Origin of the sequence: Rahnella inusitata (assembly GCF_965118895.1) — a bacterium.
GTDB lineage: Bacteria > Pseudomonadota > Gammaproteobacteria > Enterobacterales > Enterobacteriaceae > Rahnella > Rahnella inusitata_A.
The window spans coordinates 97,229-119,723 of the sequence record NZ_CBCPJJ010000011.1 but is presented as its reverse complement, the minus strand read 5'-3'; the positions used below and the strand labels follow the sequence as shown (position 1 = coordinate 119,723).

At 52.9% G+C, this 22,495-nt stretch carries 21 protein-coding genes and 1 pseudogene; 17 read left to right on the top strand and 5 right to left on the bottom strand.

Features of this window, described 5'->3' with window-relative positions; all coding sequences use genetic code 11:
- Positions 1 to 12 precede the first annotated feature (12 nt).
- Positions 13 to 2,400 carry a phenylalanine--tRNA ligase subunit beta gene (pheT, locus tag ACMHLI_RS13090; RefSeq protein ID WP_413529860.1) on the top strand — a complete coding sequence of 796 codons (2,388 nt, stop codon included), beginning with the start codon at positions 13 to 15 and terminating at the stop codon, positions 2,398 to 2,400.
- A gap of 4 nt (positions 2,401 to 2,404) precedes the next feature.
- The gene (gene ihfA / locus ACMHLI_RS13085) at positions 2,405 to 2,701 is read left to right on the top strand and encodes an integration host factor subunit alpha (protein ID WP_004089944.1); all 297 of its coding nucleotides are present in this window, start codon (positions 2,405 to 2,407) and stop codon (positions 2,699 to 2,701) included.
- Between the two features lie 353 nt (positions 2,702 to 3,054).
- On the opposite strand, the gene ACMHLI_RS13080 is transcribed toward ihfA, so the two are convergent.
- Entirely contained in the window at positions 3,055 to 3,213 is a 159-nt protein-coding gene (locus ACMHLI_RS13080; RefSeq protein WP_413529855.1) for a hypothetical protein, read from the bottom strand.
- A 271-nt stretch (positions 3,214 to 3,484) separates the two neighbouring features.
- On the opposite strand from ACMHLI_RS13080, the gene ACMHLI_RS13075 reads away from it, so the two are divergent.
- The 15 genes and pseudogenes from ACMHLI_RS13075 to ACMHLI_RS13005 all read left to right on the top strand — a co-directional run bounded on the left by ACMHLI_RS13075 (position 3,485) and on the right by ACMHLI_RS13005 (position 18,634).
- Positions 3,485 to 3,928, top strand: a complete 444-nt coding sequence (locus ACMHLI_RS13075) for a DUF2502 domain-containing protein (RefSeq protein WP_413529854.1) — start codon at positions 3,485 to 3,487, stop codon at positions 3,926 to 3,928.
- A 148-nt stretch (positions 3,929 to 4,076) separates the two neighbouring features.
- Positions 4,077 to 5,084 carry a vitamin B12 ABC transporter permease BtuC gene (gene btuC, locus ACMHLI_RS13070; protein WP_413529853.1) on the top strand — a complete coding sequence of 336 codons (1,008 nt, stop codon included), beginning with the start codon at positions 4,077 to 4,079 and terminating at the stop codon, positions 5,082 to 5,084.
- A gap of 59 nt (positions 5,085 to 5,143) precedes the next feature.
- A pseudogene (locus tag ACMHLI_RS13065) lies at positions 5,144 to 5,696 on the top strand (glutathione peroxidase).
- Positions 5,697 to 5,726: 30 nt separating this feature from the next.
- Positions 5,727 to 6,512 carry a vitamin B12 ABC transporter ATP-binding protein BtuD gene (gene btuD, locus ACMHLI_RS13060; protein WP_413529852.1) on the top strand — a complete coding sequence of 262 codons (786 nt, stop codon included), beginning with the start codon at positions 5,727 to 5,729 and terminating at the stop codon, positions 6,510 to 6,512.
- Between the two features lie 332 nt (positions 6,513 to 6,844).
- Complete coding sequence (arnB, locus tag ACMHLI_RS13055; RefSeq protein ID WP_413529851.1) at positions 6,845 to 7,987, top strand: UDP-4-amino-4-deoxy-L-arabinose aminotransferase; 1,143 nt, start codon at positions 6,845 to 6,847, stop codon at positions 7,985 to 7,987.
- A complete protein-coding gene (arnC, locus tag ACMHLI_RS13050; RefSeq protein WP_413529850.1) occupies positions 7,987 to 8,967 on the top strand; it encodes an undecaprenyl-phosphate 4-deoxy-4-formamido-L-arabinose transferase in 981 nt (326 codons plus the stop codon). The genes arnB and arnC overlap by 1 nt, the downstream gene beginning before the upstream one ends.
- On the top strand, positions 8,967 to 10,949 hold the full coding sequence (gene arnA, locus ACMHLI_RS13045; RefSeq protein WP_413529849.1) for a bifunctional UDP-4-amino-4-deoxy-L-arabinose formyltransferase/UDP-glucuronic acid oxidase ArnA: 1,983 nt from the start codon (positions 8,967 to 8,969) through the stop codon (positions 10,947 to 10,949). The genes arnC and arnA overlap by 1 nt, the downstream gene beginning before the upstream one ends.
- A 13-nt stretch (positions 10,950 to 10,962) precedes the next feature.
- Positions 10,963 to 11,862, top strand: a complete 900-nt coding sequence (arnD, locus tag ACMHLI_RS13040) for a 4-deoxy-4-formamido-L-arabinose-phosphoundecaprenol deformylase (RefSeq protein ID WP_413529848.1) — start codon at positions 10,963 to 10,965, stop codon at positions 11,860 to 11,862.
- Positions 11,862 to 13,532 (top strand): lipid IV(A) 4-amino-4-deoxy-L-arabinosyltransferase, encoded by a 1,671-nt coding sequence (gene arnT / locus ACMHLI_RS13035; RefSeq protein ID WP_413529847.1) that lies wholly within the window; start codon positions 11,862 to 11,864, stop codon positions 13,530 to 13,532. Before arnD ends, arnT begins: the two co-directional genes overlap by 1 nt.
- Positions 13,529 to 13,861, top strand: a complete 333-nt coding sequence (arnE, locus tag ACMHLI_RS13030; protein ID WP_413529846.1) for a 4-amino-4-deoxy-L-arabinose-phosphoundecaprenol flippase subunit ArnE — start codon at positions 13,529 to 13,531, stop codon at positions 13,859 to 13,861. The genes arnT and arnE overlap by 4 nt, the downstream gene beginning before the upstream one ends.
- Positions 13,858 to 14,247: a 4-amino-4-deoxy-L-arabinose-phosphoundecaprenol flippase subunit ArnF gene (arnF, locus tag ACMHLI_RS13025; protein ID WP_413529845.1), complete on the top strand. Its 390-nt coding sequence runs from the start codon at positions 13,858 to 13,860 to the stop codon at positions 14,245 to 14,247. Before arnE ends, arnF begins: the two co-directional genes overlap by 4 nt.
- 157 nt (positions 14,248 to 14,404) lie before the next feature.
- Positions 14,405 to 14,884 carry an NlpC/P60 family protein gene (locus ACMHLI_RS13020; protein ID WP_413529844.1) on the top strand — a complete coding sequence of 160 codons (480 nt, stop codon included), beginning with the start codon at positions 14,405 to 14,407 and terminating at the stop codon, positions 14,882 to 14,884.
- Positions 14,885 to 14,967: 83 nt separating this feature from the next.
- Entirely contained in the window at positions 14,968 to 15,984 is a 1,017-nt protein-coding gene (locus tag ACMHLI_RS13015; RefSeq protein ID WP_413529843.1) for a lipoate--protein ligase A, read from the top strand.
- Positions 15,985 to 16,311: 327 nt separating this feature from the next.
- A complete protein-coding gene (locus ACMHLI_RS13010) occupies positions 16,312 to 17,040 on the top strand; it encodes an EAL domain-containing protein (protein WP_413529842.1) in 729 nt (242 codons plus the stop codon).
- Between the two features lie 139 nt (positions 17,041 to 17,179).
- Complete coding sequence (locus ACMHLI_RS13005; RefSeq protein ID WP_413529841.1) at positions 17,180 to 18,634, top strand: protein adenylyltransferase SelO; 1,455 nt, start codon at positions 17,180 to 17,182, stop codon at positions 18,632 to 18,634.
- Between the two features lie 53 nt (positions 18,635 to 18,687).
- Here ACMHLI_RS13005 and ACMHLI_RS13000 read toward each other — a convergent pair whose 3' ends face one another.
- From ACMHLI_RS13000 to ACMHLI_RS12985, 4 genes are read right to left on the bottom strand one after another with little or no spacing between them, the layout of a single operon-like run.
- Positions 18,688 to 19,476: a heme ABC transporter ATP-binding protein gene (locus ACMHLI_RS13000; RefSeq protein ID WP_413529840.1), complete on the bottom strand. Its 789-nt coding sequence runs from the start codon at positions 19,474 to 19,476 to the stop codon at positions 18,688 to 18,690.
- Positions 19,469 to 20,476 carry a FecCD family ABC transporter permease gene (locus ACMHLI_RS12995; protein ID WP_413529839.1) on the bottom strand — a complete coding sequence of 336 codons (1,008 nt, stop codon included), beginning with the start codon at positions 20,474 to 20,476 and terminating at the stop codon, positions 19,469 to 19,471. Before ACMHLI_RS12995 ends, ACMHLI_RS13000 begins: the two co-directional genes overlap by 8 nt.
- Positions 20,477 to 20,493: 17 nt before the next feature.
- Complete coding sequence (locus ACMHLI_RS12990; protein ID WP_413529838.1) at positions 20,494 to 21,324, bottom strand: heme/hemin ABC transporter substrate-binding protein; 831 nt, start codon at positions 21,322 to 21,324, stop codon at positions 20,494 to 20,496.
- Positions 21,321 to 22,355 (bottom strand): hemin-degrading factor, encoded by a 1,035-nt coding sequence (locus ACMHLI_RS12985; RefSeq protein ID WP_413529837.1) that lies wholly within the window; start codon positions 22,353 to 22,355, stop codon positions 21,321 to 21,323. The genes ACMHLI_RS12990 and ACMHLI_RS12985 overlap by 4 nt, the downstream gene beginning before the upstream one ends.
- Between the last annotated feature and the right edge of the window lie 140 nt (positions 22,356 to 22,495).

Below are 22,495 nucleotides of genomic sequence, written 5' to 3'. Positions count from 1 at the left end.
CGGGATTATCACATGAAATTCAGTGAACTCTGGTTGCGTGAGTGGGTAAACCCAGCCATCAGCAGCGAAGCATTATCCGACCAAATCACAATGGCCGGTCTGGAAGTTGACGGCGTGGATCCGGTCGCTGGCGCATTCAATGGTGTAGTTGTCGGTGAAGTCGTTGAGTGCGGTCAGCACCCGAATGCCGACAAACTGCGTGTTACGAAAGTCAACGTCGGCGGCGACCGTCTGCTGGACATTGTTTGTGGCGCACCTAACTGCCGTCAGGGGCTGAAGGTTGCTGTGGCTACCGTCGGTGCCGTACTGCCGGGCGATTTCAAGATCAAAGCGGCTAAGCTGCGCGGTGAGCCTTCAGAAGGGATGCTGTGCTCGTTCTCTGAGCTGGGCATTTCCGAAGATCACGACGGTATCATTGAGCTGCCATTGGATGCCCCGGTTGGTACAGATATCCGCGAATTCCTGAAGCTGGACGATAACACCATCGAAATCAGCGTGACGCCAAACCGGGCTGATTGTCTGGGTATCATTGGCGTAGCCCGTGATGTTGCTGTGGTTAATCAGCTGCCTTTGGTTGAACCTGAGATGAATCCGGTCGCAGCAACCATCGACGCTGCCGTGTCTATTGACGTTCAGGCACCGGACGCCTGTCCGCGCTATTTAGGCCGTGTGGTTAAAGGCATTAATGTTAAAGCGCCAACGCCGTTGTGGATGCGTGAAAAACTGCGCCGTTGTGGCACCCGTTCAATTGATGCCGTGGTGGATATTACCAACTACGTGCTGCTGGAACTTGGTCAGCCTATGCATGCCTTCGATCTCAGCCGTATCAACGGCGGTATCGTGGTGCGTATGGCGAAGAAAGATGAAGCGCTGACGCTGCTTGACGGCACAGAAGCTAAGCTGAAAGAAGACACGCTGGTTATTGCCGATCACGATAAAGCGCTGGCGATGGCAGGTATTTTTGGTGGTGAGCATTCTGGCGTAAACGATGAAACGCAGGATGTCCTGCTGGAGTCGGCATTCTTTGCTCCACTGTCGATCACTGGGCGTGCTCGCCGCCAGGGTCTGCATACCGATGCTTCGCACCGCTATGAGCGTGGCGTTGACCCTGAGCTGCAACACAAAGCTATTGAGCGCGCTACCGCGCTGCTACTGAGCATTTGTGGCGGTGAAGCCGGCCCGGTAATTGATGTGAGTTCTCAGGCTCATCTGCCGAAACCCGCAACCATTACGTTACGTCGTGAAAAGCTGGATCGCCTGATTGGACACCACGTTGAAGACGCACAGGTTACGGACATTCTGACCCGTCTGGGCTGCAAAGTTGATTATCATGGCGAGCACTGGGTGGCTGTGGCACCGAGCTGGCGTTTCGACATGCAGATCGAAGAAGATTTGGTAGAAGAAGTTGCCCGCATTTACGGCTACAACAATATTCCTGATGTGCCGGTGAAAGCCAATCTGGAGATGACCAAGCACCGCGAAGCCAATTTGTCACTGAAACGAGTGAAAAATCTGCTGGTTGACCGTGGTTTCCAGGAAGCAATCACCTACAGTTTTGTTGATCCTAAAGTCCAGGCGTTACTGCACCCTGGCGAAGAAGCGCTGATCCTGCCAAGCCCTATTTCGGTAGAAATGTCGGCCATGCGCCTTTCCCTGTGGTCAGGTTTGCTGACGGCGGTGGTAAATAACCAGAATCGCCAGCAAAGTCGCGTGCGTTTATTCGAAAGCGGTCTGCGCTTTGTGCCTGATACCCAGGCTGATTTAGGTATTCGTCAGGACGTCATGCTGTCAGGGGTGATTTCCGGTAATAAAAATGAAGAGCATTGGGATCTGGCGCGTCAGGCCGTTGACTACTACGATTTGAAAGGTGATCTTGAGGCGATTCTTGAGCTTACCGGCAAAATGAACGACGTGCAGTTCCGTGTTGAAGCAAACCCTGCACTGCATCCGGGGCAGAGTGCTGCAATTTATTTACGCGGCGAACGTATTGGTTTCATTGGTGTAGTCCATCCTGAACTCGAACGTAAACTCGATCTTAATGGCCGTACTGTGGTCTTCGAAATGCTGTGGAATAAGGTCGCAGACCGCGTACTGCCTGATGCGAAAGAGATTTCCCGCTTCCCGGCGAACCGTCGTGACATCGCTGTTGTTGTGGCTGAAAACGTCCCCGCAGACGATATTTTGGCAGAGTGCAAGAAAGTTGGCGCAAATCAGGTAGTTGGCGTAAACTTGTTTGATGTGTACCGTGGCAAGGGCGTAGCGGAAGGTTACAAGAGCCTGGCTATCAGTCTGGTGTTGCAGGATACCGGCCGTACACTGGAAGAAGAGGAGATCGCCGCTACCGTTGCAAAATGCGTAGAGGCTCTAAAACAGCGATTCCAAGCATCCTTGAGGGATTGAACCTATGGCGCTTACTAAAGCTGAAATGTCAGAACACCTGTTTGAGAAGCTTGGGCTTAGCAAACGGGATGCCAAAGACCTTGTTGAAATATTTTTCGAAGAAGTTCGTAGAGCTTTGGAAAATGGCGAGCAAGTTAAACTGTCTGGCTTTGGCAATTTCGATCTGCGTGACAAAAACCAACGTCCGGGACGTAACCCGAAAACCGGCGAAGATATTCCGATCACGGCGCGTCGTGTGGTGACTTTCCGTCCGGGACAAAAATTGAAGAGTCGCGTAGAGAATGCCACTCCGAAAGAATAAGTAACATCTTCTGAAAGGCCGCGAAAGCGGCCTTTTTTTTGGTCGCAATGTGACCCGTTACATCCGCGTTTTTTACGCAGTTAAGCAATTCGCACAGAAAGTGAAAAGATAGTGTTAAAGTGGTGGGCTGTTCAGGATTAGTCTGATAGATTTAATTTCAGGGCGTAAGGGAGTTATTTTCATTGTTTGTGATTTCTCAATAAAAATATAATTACACCAATGAGTACTTCAATTATGAAAAAAGGGGCCGCGGCCCCTTAATTTAAATTCTACATTGTGGCGCAGACAAATAATGGTTGATGTCCTTGATTATGTATCCGCTTTAACCAGAATGAAATGAATTCGTTATGTGATTAATGGTTATAGAACATACGAGGTCCACCAGGACCACCTCCGCCATGACCACCACCGTGACCGCCGCCACCACCAGGGCCCCAGAACGGAGGGAACAGACAGCCACTCAGGCTGACTACAAACAGGGCAACACTTAACAGGGCTATAATACGACGCATAAAATACATCCTTTGCTTGAATAAACACTGTGAGTATAAATAAATCCCTAACTCCCTGTTGTCAGGGTTAAGTTAAGATTTGTTAATGTCGTCATAAGAATTGAATAGATAACGAACTCAATCCTGTTGAATTATTTCAAGCAGGATACGTTTGTATTTATTATGTAAGGTCGCAGCAAGTTAAACGAAAATCCGCCTATTCCTCATAGTCAGTATCAATTCCCCCTGATATAAAAAACACGTCATAAAAAATAAATAAGGCGTGACTAACGTGAAAAAATCTCTTTTATTGCTTTGTTGTGCGCTGGCATTGCCTGTGATCGCACAGGCAAATGTTTCTATTGACCTTAACGTACCAGGCGTATCGCTTCACCTCGGGGATCAGGACCAGCGCGGTTACTACTGGGATGGTTATGACTGGCGTCCGCCGCAATGGTGGCGTGCTCATCAGGGCCATCATTATGGTGAGCGCAATGAGCGAGGCATGTACTGGCACGGCAACCGCTGGGATTCAAAACCGCCTCAGCGCGGCCATAGCGAACCAAGGCCGCAACCGCATAATCAGGGGCGTCCACAGGGTGATAACCATCATGATAACCGTGATAATAACGGTCATCAGGGCGGCAATAACGGTAACAAAGGCCATCAGGGCGGTAACAACGGCCATCAGGGAAACGGGCAGCCTCTCCCACCGAATGGTCAGCCGGGGCGTTAATTTCCCGCGCGGTTGTAAAAACACCAAAGCCGGTGCTCAGTCACCGGCTTTTTCATTTTCTGTTTCCGCACACTAGAGCTAACTGCCTAATATCGGTAGGATAGCGAAATTCTTTCCTTTTCCCGTCAGCCTCTGGAATCTGCAATTCATGTCAATCCGGCAGACTTTTTCTGCACTCGAACAACGGCAAAAGCAGCGAGATCACCGCGGTGTGTTCGGTCTGTTTATTCTTTTGATTCTGGTGCTGACGCTAAGCCTCAGTGCAGGAGAAAACTGGTTATGGCCCACTCAATGGCTCAGCAGTGAAGCAAGGTTGTTCGTATGGCAACTGCGTCTCCCGCGTGCAATTGCGGTGATTCTGGTGGGGGCGAGCCTGGCCGTCGCCGGCGCGGTGATGCAATCGCTGTTTGAAAACCCGCTTGCGGAACCCGGTTTGCTCGGCGTTGCAAACGGTGCGGGCGTAGCGCTGGTGTTTTGTGTCATGTTCAGCCACGGCATGCTGCCGGTCTGGGTAATGAGTCTCGCCGCCGTGGCTGGCGCGCTGGTCGTCACTTTCTTTCTTCTGTATGCCGCCCGCATGCACCGGCTGACCAATGCACGTTTACTGCTGGTGGGCGTCGCCATCGGTATTGTGTGCAGTGCGATGATGACCTGGGCTATCTATTTCAGCAGTAATCTGGACCTCCGACAGCTGATGTACTGGATGATGGGCGGTTTTGGCGGCGTCGACTGGCGGCAAATCTGGCTCGGGATCATGTTGTTACCCGTACTGCTCTGGCTGACCTTTCAGGGCAAAACGTTAAACCTGCTGTCACTCGGCACGTTACAGGCGCAGCAGCTTGGTGTCTCACTCACGACGTGGCGCTATATTCTGGTGCTCGCGGTTGGCTGGATGGTTGGACTGAGCGTTGCGTTGGCAGGTGTGATAGGGTTTATCGGTCTGGTGATCCCTCACATTCTTCGGCTGTGTGGTATGACCGACCAGCGCCGTCTGCTACCGGCCTGTGCGCTGTGTGGTGCAGCGGTGTTATTGCTGGCGGATGTGCTGTCGCGGATCGGGCTTTACGCGGCGGAACTGCCGATAGGTGTGGTAACTGCCACGCTGGGCGCGCCGGTGTTTATCTGGTTACTGGTCAGAGCCGGACAAATCCGCTGAGCGGGATCCCTGCAATCAATCCTTTGATTCCTTACCTTTCACTATCAGGATAAAAAACGATGAGTAATGACATTTTTGATATCTCCCTGAAAACCATCGACGGCCAGACTAAAACACTGGGCGATTACAAAGGTTCGGTACTGCTGGTGGTCAATGTGGCGTCGCAGTGCGGTCTGACCAAGCAATATGAAGGGTCTGGAAAACATTTATCAGGCATGGCATGAACGTGGATTTGAAGTGCTCGGATTCCCATGTAATGAATTTGGTGCGCAGGAGCCGGGCACTGAAGACGAAATCAAAACCTTCTGCACCACGCAATTTGGCGTGAAATTTCCGATGTTCAGCAAAATTGAGGTCAATGGCGAACACCGCCATCCGCTGTACAGTGCGCTAATTGCCGCCCGTCCAGAAGCGGTCAAACCTGAAGCCAGCGGCTTCTATGAGCGTCTGGCGAGCAAAGGCCGTCAGCCGGTAAAACCGGAAAATATTCTGTGGAACTTCGAGAAATTTCTTATCGGACGCGACGGCACCGTTGTCCAGCGCTTTGCGCCGGATATGACGCCGGAAGATCCGATTTTAATGGAAGCCATTAAAGCTGCACTGGCGAAATAAGTTAAAACCTCAAAAGGGCAGGGAACGCGGATGCTGGAGTGTCGTGAGATAAGTGTGGAAGGGCGTCTTCAGACGTTTAACGCAAATATTGCGCCGGGCAGCCGTGTTCACCTCATCGGGCCAAACGGTGCGGGGAAAAGTACCTTGCTGGCGAGGCTGGCCGGGGTGTTTGAAGGGAAGGGCACCGTCAAAGGCGATGTGCTGTTTAACGGCCAGCCGGTTTCTGCTTTCTCCGGTGCTCAACTCGCCCGTTTGCGCGCCTGGCTTTGCCAGCAACTTACACCGGCATCTCTGATGCCGGTTTTTCAGTATTTATCTTTGCATCAGCCTCGTCTCGCCGATCCTGCCGTATTGGAACACACCATCACACGGCTTTGCGACGCGTTACAGCTCAGTGACAAACTGGCAAAACCGGTTACGCATCTTTCCGGTGGTGAATGGCAGCGAGTGCGACTGGCAGCGGTGTTATTGCAAGTCTGGCCAGCGGTGAATCCCGACTCTCAAATTCTGTTGCTAGATGAACCGATGAACAGTCTTGATGTGGCGCAACAGCAGGCGCTGGATCAGTTACTGAACGAATTATGTGCCGCCGGACGTTCTGTTGTAATGAGCGATCATGACCTCAATCATACTTTGCACTATGCCCGTCAGGTCTGGCTGATGTCCGGGGGAGAAGTGATTGCTGCCGGTGAATGTGCTGATGTGATGCAGGTTGAGCGTCTTTCACAAGTGTATCAAGTCGCATTTCAGATACATTCTCTGGCAGGACGTCAGTGGATAATGACCACGGCGACGCCATTTTCGTTAAAAGAATAGCGGTATAATTATATAAATAACGTGCATTCATCCCAACGCGGACCATAATTGGTCATAAAAAATACTCCCTGCTATTTTTTTAATAAAGTTCCGTTTATTAATAAAAACTTAATATATTTTAATTGACTGTTTTTTAATGATTTGTTCAATGCCTCTCTAATTATACCCTTCTTATTTACTTTCTGTTTAACTTCACAGAACTGGCAAATCCTTAAGGTTAAATTAAGCTTAAACCGACATCATAAGATTCATAATTCAGGACGGTGTTTACTTATTGTTAAATAAGCGCAGTCTACAGTCGTTGTGAGCTAATTACCTTTTGGGATAGTGTCATGGAAAACTTTTTGCCTTTTTCCCGCCCGTCTATGGGCGAAGAAGAGATCGAGGCTGTAGGGCAAGTATTGCGTTCAGGCTGGATAACTACCGGCCCGCAAACACATCAGCTTGAACAAGATTTCTCTGCGGCTTTCGGTTGTAAACATGCTATTGCGGTCAGTTCCGCAACCGGCGGAATGCACGTTACCTTGATGGCGTTGGGTATCGGTCCTGGCGACGAAGTCATCACCCCTTCCCAAACCTGGGTTTCTACCATCAACATGATCGTTCTGCTCGGTGCCGAGCCGGTGATGATTGATGTTGACTTCGATACATTAATGGTCAGCGCCGAAGCCATTGCGGCGGCCATCACGCCAAAAACTAAAGCGATTATTCCGGTGCATTACGCCGGAGCGCCCTTAGATCTCGACCCCATTTATGCCGTGGCAAATCAGCACGGTATAGCGGTGATTGAAGATGCCGCCCACGCTGCCGGTACCCGTTACCGGGATCGCTGGATTGGCGCGCAGGGAACGGCCATTTTCTCCTTCCACGCCATTAAAAACATGACTTGTGCCGAAGGTGGCCTGATTGCCACTGACGACGACGAGCTGGCGGCAAAGGTGCGCGCACTGAAATTCCATGGTCTGGCCGTCGATGCCTTTGACCGTCAGGTTCAGGGACGCAAACCACAGGCAGAAGTGGTCGAGCCGGGCTTTAAGTACAACCTTTCCGATATTCATGCCGCCATTGCCGTCGTCCAGCTAAAGCGCCTGAATGAAATGAATGCCCGCCGTACCGAACTGGCTCAACGTTATCTCGACAAGCTGCAGGGCTCGGCCTATTTGCCGATGAGCGTGCCTGACTATCCACATCTTCACGCCTGGCACTTGTTCATGATCCGCGTGGATGAGAAACGCTGCGGCATCAGCCGTGATGCGTTGATGGAACGCCTGAAAGAGCAGGGCATCGGCACCGGTTTACATTTCCGTGCCGCGCATACTCAAAAATATTACCGCGAACGTTATCCGCAACTCAGCCTGCCTCACAGCGAATGGAACTCCGCCTGTTTATGCAGCCTGCCACTTTTCCCTGATATGCAAGACAGCGATGTTGACCGTGTTGTCGCAGCTCTCTTTTCCCTTTTGGAGGCGCAGTAGTGGCGCATTATGAACCCATTCGTAAAGTCTCGGTGGTCATCCCGGTCTATAACGAAGAAGAAAGCCTGCCCGCGTTGTTATCGCGTACACAGGCCGCTTGTCAGCAACTGACCCAAAAATACGAAATTATTCTGGTGGATGACGGCAGCTCAGATAGCTCCGGCGACATGCTTTCCGCCGCCGCAGAACAACCTGACAGTCACATCGTCGCCGTTTTACTCAACCGTAATTATGGTCAGCACTCGGCGATCATGGCCGGTTTCAGCCATGTGACCGGTGATCTGGTGATCACGCTCGATGCCGATCTGCAAAACCCGCCGGAGGAAATTCCTCGTCTGGTTGCTAAAGCCGATGAGGGTTACGACGTCGTGGGCACCGTTCGTGCAAACCGTCGCGACTCATGGTTCCGTAAAACCGCGTCGAAGATGATCAACATGATGATCCAGCGGGCTACCGGTAAATCGATGGGCGACTACGGCTGCATGTTGCGTGCGTACCGCCGTCACATCATTGAAGCCATGTTGCATTGCCATGAGCGCAGCACGTTTATTCCTATCCTCGCCAATACCTTTGCGCGTAAAACCGTGGAAATTCCGGTTCAGCATTCCGAACGTGAATTTGGTGATTCCAAATACAGCCTGATGAAGCTTATCAATCTGATGTACGACCTGATCACCTGCCTGACGACTACCCCGTTACGCATGCTCAGCGTTGTAGGCAGTGTGATTGCCCTTTTCGGATTTGTGCTGGCGGTGTTTTTGATTCTGATGCGCCTTATCAACGGCCCTGAATGGGCGGCGGAAGGCGTGTTTACGCTATTTGCATTGTTATTTATGTTTATCGGTGCGCAGTTTGTCGGCATGGGATTACTCGGTGAATACATCGGGCGGATCTATAACGATGTTCGCGCACGTCCCCGTTATTTCGTTCAAAAAGTCGTCGGCGTTCGTTCCGAAGAAAACAGTCAGGAAGAAGAGTGATGAAAGCGATTGTATTTGCCTACCATGATATTGGTTGCGTTGGTTTGCAGGCTCTGGTTGATGCCGGTTATGACGTTCAGGCGGTCTTTACCCATACGGACGCGCCGAATGAGAACCAGTTCTTTTCCTCCGTTGCTCGTCAGGGCGCTGAGTTAAATCTGCCGGTGTACGCGCCGGAAGACGTTAATCATCCGCTGTGGGTTGACCGCATTCGTGCCTTGCAGCCTGATGTCATTTTCTCATTTTATTACCGCAACATGCTGAGCGAAGACATTCTGTCTCTGGCGCCGCAGGGCGGCTTCAATTTGCACGGTTCTCTGCTGCCGCGCTACCGTGGCCGTGCGCCGGTAAACTGGGCGTTGCTCAACGGCGAAACCGAAACCGGCGTGACCCTGCATAAAATGGTGAAACGTCCTGATGCGGGCGATATCGTTGGCCAGCGCAAAGTTGCCATCACGGCTGATGACACCGCGCTGAAGCTGCATGCCAAAGTGCGCGACGCTGCGAAAGATTTGCTGACGGATTTACTGCCGGAAATGAAAGCCGGAAAAATCACCCTGACGCCGCAAGATGAAGCGCAGGCGAGTTATTTTGGTCGCCGCACGGCGGCTGATGGTGAAATTCACTGGCACAAACCGGCAACTGAAATTAATAACCTGATCCGCGCCGTCACTGAGCCATATCCGGGCGCTTTCACGTACCTCGGACAGCGTAAATTGACAGTATGGCGCGCGCTGCCGCTCACTACTCAGCATGATAAACAGCCGGGCACCGTGCTTTCTGCTAATCCGCTGACCATCGCCTGTGGCGAGGGCGCACTGGAAATTCAGGCTGGTCAGAGTGAAAATGGCCTGTACGTTCAGGGCTCCCGACTGGCGCTGGAATTAGGCATCATGCCGGAAATGCGTCTTTCTACATTGCCAACCGCCGTGATGAAACGCCGTACCCGCGTCCTGATCCTCGGTGTGAACGGTTTTATCGGTAATCACCTGAGCGAGCGTTTGCTGCGCGAAGATCGTTACGAAATCTACGGTCTGGATATCAGTTCCGACGCGATCAGTCGCTTCATGGGCAATCCACATTTCCACTTTGTTGAAGGCGATATCAGCATTCATTCCGAGTGGATCGAATATCACATTAAAAAATGTGACGTCGTGCTGCCGCTGGTGGCGATCGCCACGCCGATCGAATATACCCGCAACCCACTGCGCGTATTCGAACTCGATTTCGAAGAAAACCTCAAAATCGTTCGCGATTGTGTCAAATACAAAAAACGCATCATCTTCCCGTCTACTTCCGAAGTTTACGGTATGTGTGATGACAAAGAATTTGATGAGGATAATTCACGTCTGATCGTCGGGCCAATCAACAAACAGCGCTGGATTTACTCGGTGTCCAAGCAATTGCTGGACCGTGTGATTTGGGCGTATGGCGTCAAAGAAGGTCTGAAATTTACCCTGTTCCGTCCGTTCAACTGGATGGGGCCGCGTCTGGATAACCTCGACGCCGCGCGTATCGGCAGTTCCCGCGCGATCACGCAGCTGATCCTAAATCTTGTGGAAGGTTCACCGATCAAACTGGTGGACGGCGGCGAACAAAAGCGTTGCTTCACTGACATCAACGACGGTATCGAAGCGCTGTTCCGCATCATCGAAAACCGCGACAATCTGTGTGATGGCCAGATCATCAACATAGGTAACCCGACCAACGAAGCGAGCATTCGTGAACTGGCGGAAATGCTGCTGGCGAGCTTTGAAGCGCATCCGCTGCGCGCACAGTTCCCGCCGTTTGCAGGTTTCAATCTGGTCGAGAGCAGCACTTATTACGGCAAAGGCTATCAGGACGTGGAACACCGCACGCCGAGCATCAAAAATGCCCGTCGTCTGCTGAGCTGGAAACCGGAAGTGGGCATGGATAAAACCGTTGCCGATACGCTGGACTTCTTCCTGCGCTCAGTGAACCCTGAATCTGGTCAGTCCTGAAACGGTGCCATTCATGAAGAAAGTGGGTCTGCGCATTGATGTAGATACCTGGAGTGGCACCCGCGAGGGTGTCCCTCAGCTTCTGCAAGTGCTTGCGAAACATAATATTACTGCAAGTTTCTTCTTCAGCGTCGGGCCGGACAACATGGGGCGTCACTTGTGGCGCCTGCTTAAACCGCGCTTTTTATGGAAGATGCTGCGCTCGAATGCCGCGTCACTCTACGGCTGGGATATCTTACTGGCCGGTACTGCGTGGCCGGGTAAGCCTATTGCGCGAGATCTCGGTTATCTGATGAAAGAAACCGCCAAACGTGGCCATGAAGTCGGCCTACACGCCTGGGATCATCAGGGCTGGCAGGCGAAAGTGGGTAAATGGTCTGAGGAACAGTTGCAACAGCAAATTCAGCTGGGTCTCGACGCGCTGGAAAAAAGCCTCGGTCATGATGTTGAATGCTCGGCGGTGGCTGGCTGGCGCGCTGATGAACGCGTTATCGAAGTCAAAGAACGGTTCCATTTTTATTACAACAGCGATTGTCGCGGGAAATATCCGTTCCTGCCGGTGCTGGAAAATGGCACTCTCGGCACGGTACAAATTCCGGTGACGCTACCGACCTATGACGAAGTTGCCGGTGGGGACATCAACGCCGATAACTTCAATGACTTTATCCTTGAAGCCATCGCGCAGGATGAAGGCGTGCCGGTGTACACCATTCACGCGGAAGTGGAAGGAATGTCGCTGGCAGCGCAGTTTGAAGAGCTGTTAACCCGTGCTGCGGCGCAGGGGATCAGGTTCTGTGCGCTGGGGGATTTGTTGCCCGAAGATCTCAGTTCACTGCCCAAAGGCAAAGTGATTCGCGCCAGTTTCCCCGGACGGGAAGGCTGGTTAGGTTGTCAGCAAGAAGGTTTTTCCTGATGTCGAAAGCATATAAAAGCGTGTGGAGCACACTGGTTCTGGTGTTCTTCGCCCTGGTTTATCTTGTTCCTCTCAATACCCGCCTGTTATGGCAACCCGATGAAACCCGTTATGCCGAGATCAGCCGCGAAATGCTTCAGCGTGGCGACTGGGTGGTGCCACATCTGCTGGGTTTACGCTATTTTGAAAAACCGGTGGCGGGTTACTGGTTCAATAATCTTAGCCAGATGATTTTTGGTGACAGCAACTTTGCTGTGCGCTTTGGCTCAGTGTTCAGCACGATGATCAGCGCCTTACTGGTTTTCTGGCTGGCCAATCTGATGTGGCGTAACCGCCAGACTGCATACATCGCTACGCTGATTTATCTTTCCTGCACGCTAGTGTTTAGCATCGGTACTTACAGCGTGCTGGATCCGATGATCACCCTGTGGATGACCGCCGCGATGGTCGCCAGCTATTTCTGTCTGCGCGTATCCCGCACGCCGCAAAAAGCCATTAGCTGGATAGTACTGGGACTGGCCTGCGGTATGGGTTTCATGACCAAAGGATTTCTGGCGCTGGCATTGCCGGTGATCGCCGTCCTGCCGATTGTCTGGCGCGAAAAGCGTTTCAAAACTTTGTTCGCCTGGGGGCCGCTGGCGATTGTCAGCGCAGTGGCGCTGAGCCTGCCGTGGGTGCTGGCCATCGCTCGTCAGGAGCCGGATTACTGGCGCTATTTCTTCTGGGTTGAGCATGTTCAGCGCTTTGCAGAAGCTGATGCACAGCACAAAGCCCCATTCTGGTACTATCTGCCGGTACTCTTTCTGGGGGCGCTGCCGTGGCTGGGTCTGCTGCCGGGGGCGTTGCGCGAGGGGTGGACTAAACGTGTTATGCGCCCGGAACTGTTTTTCCTGTTGAGCTGGGCGATTATGCCACTGATTTTCTTCAGCATCGCCAAAGGAAAACTACCGACTTATATTCTCCCGTGCTTTGCGCCACTGGCGTTGCTGATGGCCGATCATCTCGAACAGATCCGCCAGTCCGGAAAATTACGCGCGCTGAAAGCCAACGGCATCATTAATATCGTCTTTGGTTTGCTGATGGCCGTTGCGGTGTTAGTGATCTCAGGTATCTTGCCTGTGCATGTGAAAGCCGTGTTTGGCCGTGCGGAGATGCCGCGCGCGCTGATCGGCATTCTGTGTTTTGCCGTGTGGGCGCTCGCCGGTGCGATGTCACTGACGGATTTGCGAAAACGCTGGTACTGGGCTGCAGGTTGCCCGCTGGTGCTGGCGCTGCTGATTGGTCAGGCGATCCCGCAAAAGGTGATCGACTCCAAACAGCCGCAGGCGTTCCTCGATAAAAACAGTGTGCTGCTTCATGACAGTCGTTACATTCTGGCGGACAACGTCGGCGTCGCGACCGGCCTGGCGTGGATGCTTAAGCGCAGTGATATCATGATGTTTGATGAAAGGGGCGAGCTGGAATACGGCCTGAGTTATCCTGATGCACAGGAGAAATTTGTGAATGCCGCCGGTTTTCCTGCATGGTTACAAAAAGCGCGGCAGGAGGGGAATGTTTCAGTGGTCATCAAACTCGACAGCAATATTGTCTCTACCGCGAAGTTACCAAAGGCGGATCAGACCGAACAGATGAACCGTCTGGCCTTGCTGTTCTACAAAAAACTGCCATGACCGGATTCCTACTGGTGCTGGCGGTAAGCGTAATCACCTGTGCCGGCCAGCTTTGTCAGAAGCAGGCCGCGCAGGTTTCAGGCAAGGGACTGGCCCGCGTCCTGCGCTGGCTGGCGCTGGCGGTGCTGTTACTGGGCATCGCGATGCTGCTGTGGCTGCGGGTTTTACAGCTTCTGCCGCTCAGCCTGGCGTATCCGATGCTCAGCCTGAATTTTGTCCTTGTCACGCTCTGCGCCCGCGGGTTTTTCCATGAACACGTCGATGGCCGACACTGGTTTGGCGTGGCACTGATCATGTCTGGGATCGCGTTGATGAGTGTCAGTCTATGAAAGGATACCTGTGGGGCGGAGCCAGCGTACTGTTAGTGACGGTGGCGCAACTGTTGATGAAGTGGGGGATGGTGCAAATCCCGTGGTTTTCACTTTCTGACATTAACATTCTCTTTATACAGAATCACTTAAGTGCACTGACGGCAGTGCTTTTCGGGCTGTGCGGCTATGCGCTTTCCATGGCCTGCTGGTTCTTCGCGCTGCGCGTTTTACCGCTCAACCGTGCCTATACCTTGCTCAGCCTGAGCTATGCGCTGGTTTACGTCGCTGCCGTCACGCTGCCGTGGTTCAATGAAAGCATCAGCTTAACCAAAACTCTCGGCGGGATGCTGATCCTCACCGGTGTGTGGGTGATCCACAGTAAACCGGCTAAAAATCCTCACTGAGACGGTCCGGCCACGATAAAAATCATCATTTAAAGGTTGGATGACGGATAAAATAGCGCTAAATTCTATTAGTTCTTAGATAACGGCGACTTATCCGGCCCGCGTAAATTCTCGCGTTATGGCCTCAGCCGTGACGCGATTGAAGAAGGAATGCACTATGCGCTGGTCATCCGTATCCATGTATTCCCTGCTGGCTGTTGCCGCATTAATTCTGAACGGCTGTAGCAGCCACGCTCCGCCGCCAAGTGGCCGCTTCGCCGATTCCATCACCGTGGTCGCCGAGCTTAACGATCAGCTCAGTCAGTGGCATGGCGCACCTTATCGTTATGGCGGATTGCAACCGAGCGGCGTCGATTGTTCCGGTTTTGTTTTTCGTACTTACCGCGATCGCTTTGGCGTAGTGCTTCCCCGCACCACCGCCGATCAAACCAAAATCGGTACCAAAGTTTCCCGTGACGAGTTGCTTCCCGGCGACCTGGTTTTCTTTAAAACCGGCAGCGGTGAAAATGGATTACACGTCGGCATCTACGACACCGCCGATCAGTTTATTCATGCATCTACCAGTCTGGGAGTTACGCGCTCTTCTCTCGATAACGTCTACTGGCGCAAAGTCTACTGGCAGGCGCGGCGCATCTGACCGATTCTCCCTGATTTCCCCGCGTATTTGATCCTGATTTTTGCTGTTATTATCGAGACAGACTTTTTCAGGATGAATACGCGATGACACCTCTCAGATTATTACTCTCCGACTCTTACGATCCCTGGTTCAACCTTGCCGTCGAAGACTGCATTTTTCGCGAAATGACCACCAATCAGCGCGTGCTGTTTCTGTGGCGTAATGCAGAAACCGTGGTTATCGGGCAGGCGCAAAATCCGTGGAAAGAATGTAATACCCGCAGGATGGAAGAAGACGGTATCAGGCTGGCTCGCCGCAGCAGCGGGGGCGGGGCTGTTTTCCACGATCTCGGCAATACCTGTTTTACTTTTATGGCAGGTAAACCTGAATACGACAAAAGTGTGTCTATCGGCATCATTCTCAATGCGCTAAAAGCGTTGGGAATTGATGCCAGTGCATCTGGCCGCAATGATCTGGTGGTGCAGACTTCTGAAGGTGAGCGGAAAATTTCCGGGTCCGCCTATCGTGAAACAGCCGATCGCGGTTTTCACCACGGCACTTTATTACTTAATGCCGATCTCAGCCGTTTGGCAAACTACCTCAACCCCGATGTCAAAAAACTGCAGGCCAAAGGCATCACCTCTGTGCGCTCGCGGGTGGCGAATCTCAACGAATTTGTGCCTGACATTCATCACGACCAAATTTGCGCGGCTGTCACCGATGCCTTCTTTAACTGGTACGGCCAGCGTGTTGAACCGGAGATCATTTCCCCCGATGTCTTCCCTGATTTACCCGGTTTTCCGGACCGGTTCGCCAAACAAAGCAGCTGGGAATGGAACTTCGGTAAAGCGCCGGCTTTCAGCCACGAACTTAATGAACGCTTTGTCTGGGGCGGCGTGGATATCCACTTTGATGTGGAAAAGGGCAATATCAGCCGGGCGCAAATTTTCACTGACAGCCTCAATCCGGCACCTTTACTGGCTCTGGCTGAGCGACTATCCGGAACGCGATACCGCGCGCAGGATGTTTCATTGGCCTGCGACAACATAATTGAACAATTTCCGGCTCTCAGTGCCGAGTTAACGCAACTGCGAACCTGGCTTGTCCGTTGCGTACAATAACTTTAAAACCCGGAGAGCGCCGAGGGTACGGTCTCCGGAGTATTCGCAAAATTTCACGACACCTTATAACCACTGGCGAAAAGTTTGTGGTTTCGCAGATTCTGCGCATGAAAAAGTGCGTGGGAGGCTGAATCTTTGCTGCAAAATCCCCCCGCAACAAGCCCGACGTTGCACGTTTAGGAAGCTGGCGATAAGATTAGTCCTAAACTTGATTTTGATAGTAAATTCCTCATATTTCTTTGATACCTCGGGCTTCCGTCATTTTTGTGGAAGGATAAATAAGAAAGGCCTCAGTCAACTCGTAGTGCCGTTGAGTTTTGGAAAATAATGAAAATACAATTCGATACGGCCTTTAACAGCAGCTTTCTGTGTCAGCCGATTTACTCCGTTGAGGGGAAATTGCTGGCGATTGAATTAATTTGTCGCTTTTCCAGCACAGACAGCAAGTTAACCATGCCGACAGAACTGGTTTTAAACCTGCTGTCTCAGGCTCAGCTGTTGCGTTTTCTCAACGAACAACAGCTTTGGGCTGCTCAGCATGCACAATGGTTTAGTGACAATCAGGTGATATTGAACATCGGCGTCGAAGAAAGACTGGTGGCGATTTTGCTGGGGGATGAAATCCTGCGCGATGCCTTCAAAACCCACGCTTTCGTCCAGCTCAATCTCAATGATTCATTTCCGCAGCTTTCTGATGGCCGCAATAATCAGCAGCTAATGGCGTTAAAACAGCATTTCGACCTTTGGTTAGACAATTTCGGCTCAGGCAACATCACCATGGCGCCCATTTTCGATCATCTTTTTCAGTGGGTGAAGCTGGATAAAAATTTGTTCTGGCAATTATACGAGGGGGAGCATTTCTCTATCGTCATGCCTTCATTACTGAGAAACGTGAACCGTTTTTGCCGTAATATTGTGGTAGATGGCCTTGATAATCAGGACTATTTTGACGCCCTGCGCAAGAAAGATGTACAGGGGCTGAAAGGCTTACTGTGGCCGGGCGTCGACCCTGAACAACTCGACAGTCTGCTTGTCAGGCCTGTCCAATTTAATTAATCGGCCGTCTCACTTAATGCATCCTAATCCCGGCCAGCCTGCGCTGTGCCGGGATTTTTGTTAATCACCACCTATCTCCCTGCTGTTACTCCGTGTTAATCGCGGCGGCGCGGCTCTACACTTAAGAAAAGGGGGATTTATGCCGCTATTCGAACATCACTATGCCGACCAGCTCGGCGGATTTTATACCGCACTGCAACCGACGCCGCTTAAGGGCGCACGGCTTCTTTATCACAGCGCACCGCTGGCGAAAGAACTGGGTCTTAATGAGACACTTTTCGACCATGATCATCGGGAATTCTGGTGTGGCGAAAAATTTTTCCCCGGCATGTTACCGCTGGCGCAGGTCTACAGCGGCCATCAGTTTGGTCAGTGGGCAGGGCAACTGGGCGACGGGCGCGGTATTTTGCTCGGCGAACAGGTGTTGCCCGAGGGTAAACGGGTTGACTGGCATCTCAAAGGCGCGGGGCTGACGCCTTATTCACGCATGGGCGATGGCCGCGCGGTACTGCGTTCTGTGGTGCGTGAGTTTCTGGCTTCCGAAGCGCTGCACCATTTAGCCATTCCAACGACGCGCGCGCTGACTATCGTGACCAGCGATCAACCGGTATTTCGCGAGCAACCGGAGCGGGGCGCAATGCTGATGCGCATTGCCGAAAGCCATATCCGCTTCGGTCACTTCGAGCATTTTTATTATCGAAAACAACCTGAACAAGTGAAGCAACTGGCAGATTACGTCATCGCGCATCACTGGCCGCAGTTGCTGGAAAGCGAACCGGTGGAAGCGCAGCGTTATCAGCGGTGGTTCACAGAGGTGGTTGAGCGTACGGCAACGATGATCGCACAGTGGCAGAGCGTCGGGTTCGCGCATGGCGTAATGAATACCGACAATATGTCGATCCTCGGCCTGACGATGGATTACGGTCCGTACGGATTTCTCGATGATTATCAGCCGGGTTACATCTGCAACCACTCGGATCATCAGGGGCGCTACAGCTACGATAATCAGCCTGCGGTGGCCTACTGGAACTTGCATCGCCTGGCGCAGACGCTTTCCGGCCTGATGAGCACCGAACAGTTACAGGCAGCTCTGGGCGAGTATGAGCCGGCGTTGATGAAAGCTTACGGCACGCTGATGCGCGGCAAACTGGGCTTTTTCAGCGAAAATAAGCAGGACAACAATTTGCTGACCGGATTACTGAGCCTGATGGCGAAAGAGGGACGGGATTTCACACGAACGTTCCGCATGCTGAGTGAGGTCGAACAGCAACAGGCCAGTTCGCCGCTGCGTGATGAATTCATCGATCGCGCAGCGTTTGATAGCTGGTACCAGGATTATCGCCAGCGGTTGCAGGAAGAAGGCGTGGATGACGCAACGCGTCAGCAGGCGATGAAACAGAGTAATCCGCGCATTATTTTACGTAATTATCTGGCTCAGCAGGCGATCGAAAAAGCCGAAGTGGACGACATCAGCGCGCTGACGCAATTACATCAGGCACTTTGTGACCCGTACAGCGATAATCCGCAATACGACTCTCTGGCCGCTCTGCCGCCGGACTGGGGTAAACATCTGGAAATTTCCTGCTCAAGCTGATCCACTTTGCGCCACAGGCAAAAATTTCTGTGGCGCAGTTTTAATGAGGAATGCTACTGGCGCAGGAAAACCTGGGGTAATTGGGTTTCAGGATGGGAGCAAACGTTCAGATCAGCCTGATACCAACGGCTCAGCGTCTCTTCATTTAACACCTCAGCTGGCTTCCCGCTGGCAACCACTCTCCCGCTGTGCAGCAGAATAATCCGGTCGGCATACAGCGCCGCCAGATTCAGATCGTGCAGTACGCAGCACACGGAGAGCGGCGTCTCTTGCGTTAACTGACGTAACAGACGCAATGCATGTTGCTGATGATACAAATCCAGCGCAGAGGTTGGTTCATCCAGAAACAGCCAGCGTGGCGAAGGTACCGGCTGCCACAGCTGGATCAATACGCGAGCCAGCTGGACGCGCTGCTGTTCGCCGCCGGAAAGATGCCGGTAATCGCGATCGGCCAGATTCAGACACCCGGTTTGCGTCATGACGTCGGCCAGCGCATGTTGCATATTCAGCTGGCCGTGCGGTGAACGCCCAAGCGTCAGCACTTCCCGCACGCTAAACCCGAACGCCAGCGTACTGTTCTGGCGCATCACCGCCCGGGTTCGCGCCAGTTCCTGCGCAGGCCATTCGGTCAGTGGTTTACCTTGCAGTGAGCAATGCCCTTTTTGCGGCACCAGAAAGCCAGTGAGCATGCGCATCAGCGTGGACTTTCCTGCGCCGTTCGGGCCAATCAGCGCGACCATTTCACCGCTGTGCAGGCTGAGCGAGACATCATCAATCAACCTGCGTCCTTCAATGGAATAGACCAGATTCTCTGCGATCAGGGATGAAGATATATCAGACATTGCGTGGCACTCCCGGACGCAGGATCAGCCATAAAAAATAAGGGCCGCCGATGATGCTGGTGATAAGACCGACCGGCATTTCCGCTGGTGCCACGAGCGTGCGCGCCAGAGTATCGGCCAGCAACAACAGACAGGCTCCTGCCATAGCCGAGCCCGGCAATAACCAGCGGTGATCGGCGCCAATGCGCATGCGCAGCAAATGCGGGATCACCAGGCCGATAAAGCCAATCACGCCCGATACCGCCACCGCAGCGCCGACCAGCAGAGCGCTCAGCAGCAGTAACTGCAACTGCGTACGCCGGACATTCACGCCAAGATAATGCGCATCCTCTTCGCCCAGTTGCAGAATATTCAGGCGTCGGGACATAAAGAAGGTCGCAATGCAGGCAGGCAGAATAAGGGAGGAAGCGACGGCCAGCGTCGGCCATTGCGCCTGCCCGAGGCTGCCCATACTCCACAGGGAGAACTGACGCAACTGCTGATCGTCACTGATATAGGTCAGCACGCCAACTGCCGCGCCGCACAGCGCATTAATGGCAATACCCGCCAGCAGAAGGCGCGATAACCCGCCGTGTCCGAAACGGCTCAGCGTGAACACGATAAGTGAAATAGCGAGGCTGCCGACGAAGGCGCTGATCATATGGCTGTAAAGCGCCAGCAACGGCGGCAGGGCGAACGGCATGACGATGGTCAGCGCCACCGCCAGCGCCGCGCCGGAGCTTATTCCCAGTAATCCGGGATCGGCCAGCGGATTGCGGAACAACCCTTGCATGACCGCGCCGGAGCTGGCAAGTGCGCAGCCGACTACCACCGCCAGCAACACGCGGGGCAGGCGTACGGTCAGCCAGACCTGCCATAAGCCGTCATTGAGCGGTAAGCCCATCAGCGTTCGGAGCGAAAGGGACATCGCGCCGGTATTTGCCGCCAGAATTGCCAGCAGCAACAGAGCTCCGCCGAGACCCGTCAATGCCCAAACAGGTGAGCGCCGACGTGATGGCATTGGGGGGCTCATGCTGCTCATTTCACGCTTTCCGCCGCCTGACGAAGCTGTGCCATCACTGCCGGAGTTTGCAATCCAAAACCAAGCAGGGACATATCATCCAGCACCAGAACGCGTTTGTTTTTACCCGCTGGCGTCATCGCCACGCCCGGTAATTTCCACACCTGATCCATGCCGCCCAGGGTTTTAATTCCGTCTGCGGTTAGCAGCAGGATGTCCGGTGCACTGGCAATCACGCCTTCCTGTGACAGAGGACGATAGCGGCTGAACCCCTGCATGGCATTTTTGGCGCCCACGGAGGTTATCATCGCATCTGCTGCCGTATCCTGACCTGCGGCCATGGAATTCATGCCGCCGTGGCTCATCACGAATAACATTTTGACCGGCAAGGTTTCGTGCTTAATGGCTGCAAGCTGCGTGCGGTAGGTGGCGATCAGCTTTTCACCTTCGGCCTGACGGCCCAGCGCCTTAGCAATCACGTCGATTTTTTTCGGTACGGTATCCACTGAAGCCGTGCCCGGCACGCGGATCACTTTTACCCCGTTTTGCGCCAGTTGCTGTAACACCAGTGACGGTTCTGCCAGCTCGCTGCTAAGCACCAACGTCGGGTGCATGGAGAGAATACCTTCGGTATTCAGCTGGCGCATATAACCGACGTCCGGCAAAGTGAGCACCGCCTTTGGGCGTAAACTGGTGCTGTCACGCGCCACCAGTTGATCGCCTGCGCCCAGCGCGTAAACGATCTCCGTGACGTCACCGCCGATGCTCACCAGCTTTTCTGCGGCATGCAGAACAGGTGCCGTCAGTAAGGACGCCGCAGTGATCAGAACTTTAAAAGTGTGCTTCATGCGGCAACGCCTTCGTTGCGGAGCTGAGCCAGTTGTTCGCGCCACAGAGTTTGCTCCGGCGTGCCCTCGGTACGCTGACCGTAAAGTTGGGCTATCTGTGTGCCGTCGGCGGCGAACAGTTCCAGGCTGGTGACGAAACCATCTTTAGTTGGTTTGCGGGTGATCCAGCTTTCGGCAATGGCGCTTTCTACCAAATGCAGCGTGAAGCGCTGGTTAAAGACGTTGATCCATTCACCGTGTGGCATCACTTTTTCGATCTGGCCGGTAAAGATCTGCACGCAGCCTTTGTTGCCAACAAAAATCATGATCTCGTTCTGATCGTCTTTAGCGATATTCAGCAAACGGGTAAGAGAACCGTTTTCAACACGCCATGCCAGATCGTCACCTACCGCTTTGAAAGCCTGCTGGCGGGTTACATCATGGCGTTTCAGAAGCTGGAAGAACTGATGAACGTCGGTCATTGCGCGCCATTCGGCATCCAGAGTATTGGTATCGGCGGTGTTGACCACCGGAATTGCCGGTACGGCTTCCAGTTGCAACGACGCATTAATATCGGTTTTGTACTGAGCCACCAACGCATTCCATACCGCCATATCCGTTTCATCGGTGGTATAGACCTTATGCACCGCGTCGCCCTGGGCATCGAAAAACTGAATGCTGTGCCTATCGCCGCGCGGAGTTGATTCCGTCATGCTGAAAATGTGCACCCAGTGTTGCAGGAACAAGCGCAGATCCAACGCGCGTGGATTGAGAATTAACCCGGCATGGCCGTTCAGATGCTGGTTTGCATAATGGCCTTGCTGCTCGTGAACAGCATAGTCGTTACGTGTAATGGATTTCGTTCCACCGACGCTTTCCAGCGCGGCCAGCAGAGTACGCGCATCAACCTTCAGTTTTGCTGCATCGTGAGAAACGCGTAAGGCCGCTAATTCGGCTTCGCTGATGCCAAGAATTTCAGCCAGATCACGGGCATATTTACCTGGATTCGCTTCTTTGGCCTGTAAATAATCTTGATAGTGAACAGAAAGCATGGCTGTTTCCTCGTAGTCTTAAATATCATCCGCCATTGGGCAGATAAAAATTTGAGCTGTTATGTGAATGATTTGTAAAATATTATCCCCAAAGGCCCAAGCTGGCTTGCTTGGTGGTAATGGGAATTAATATCAATTTG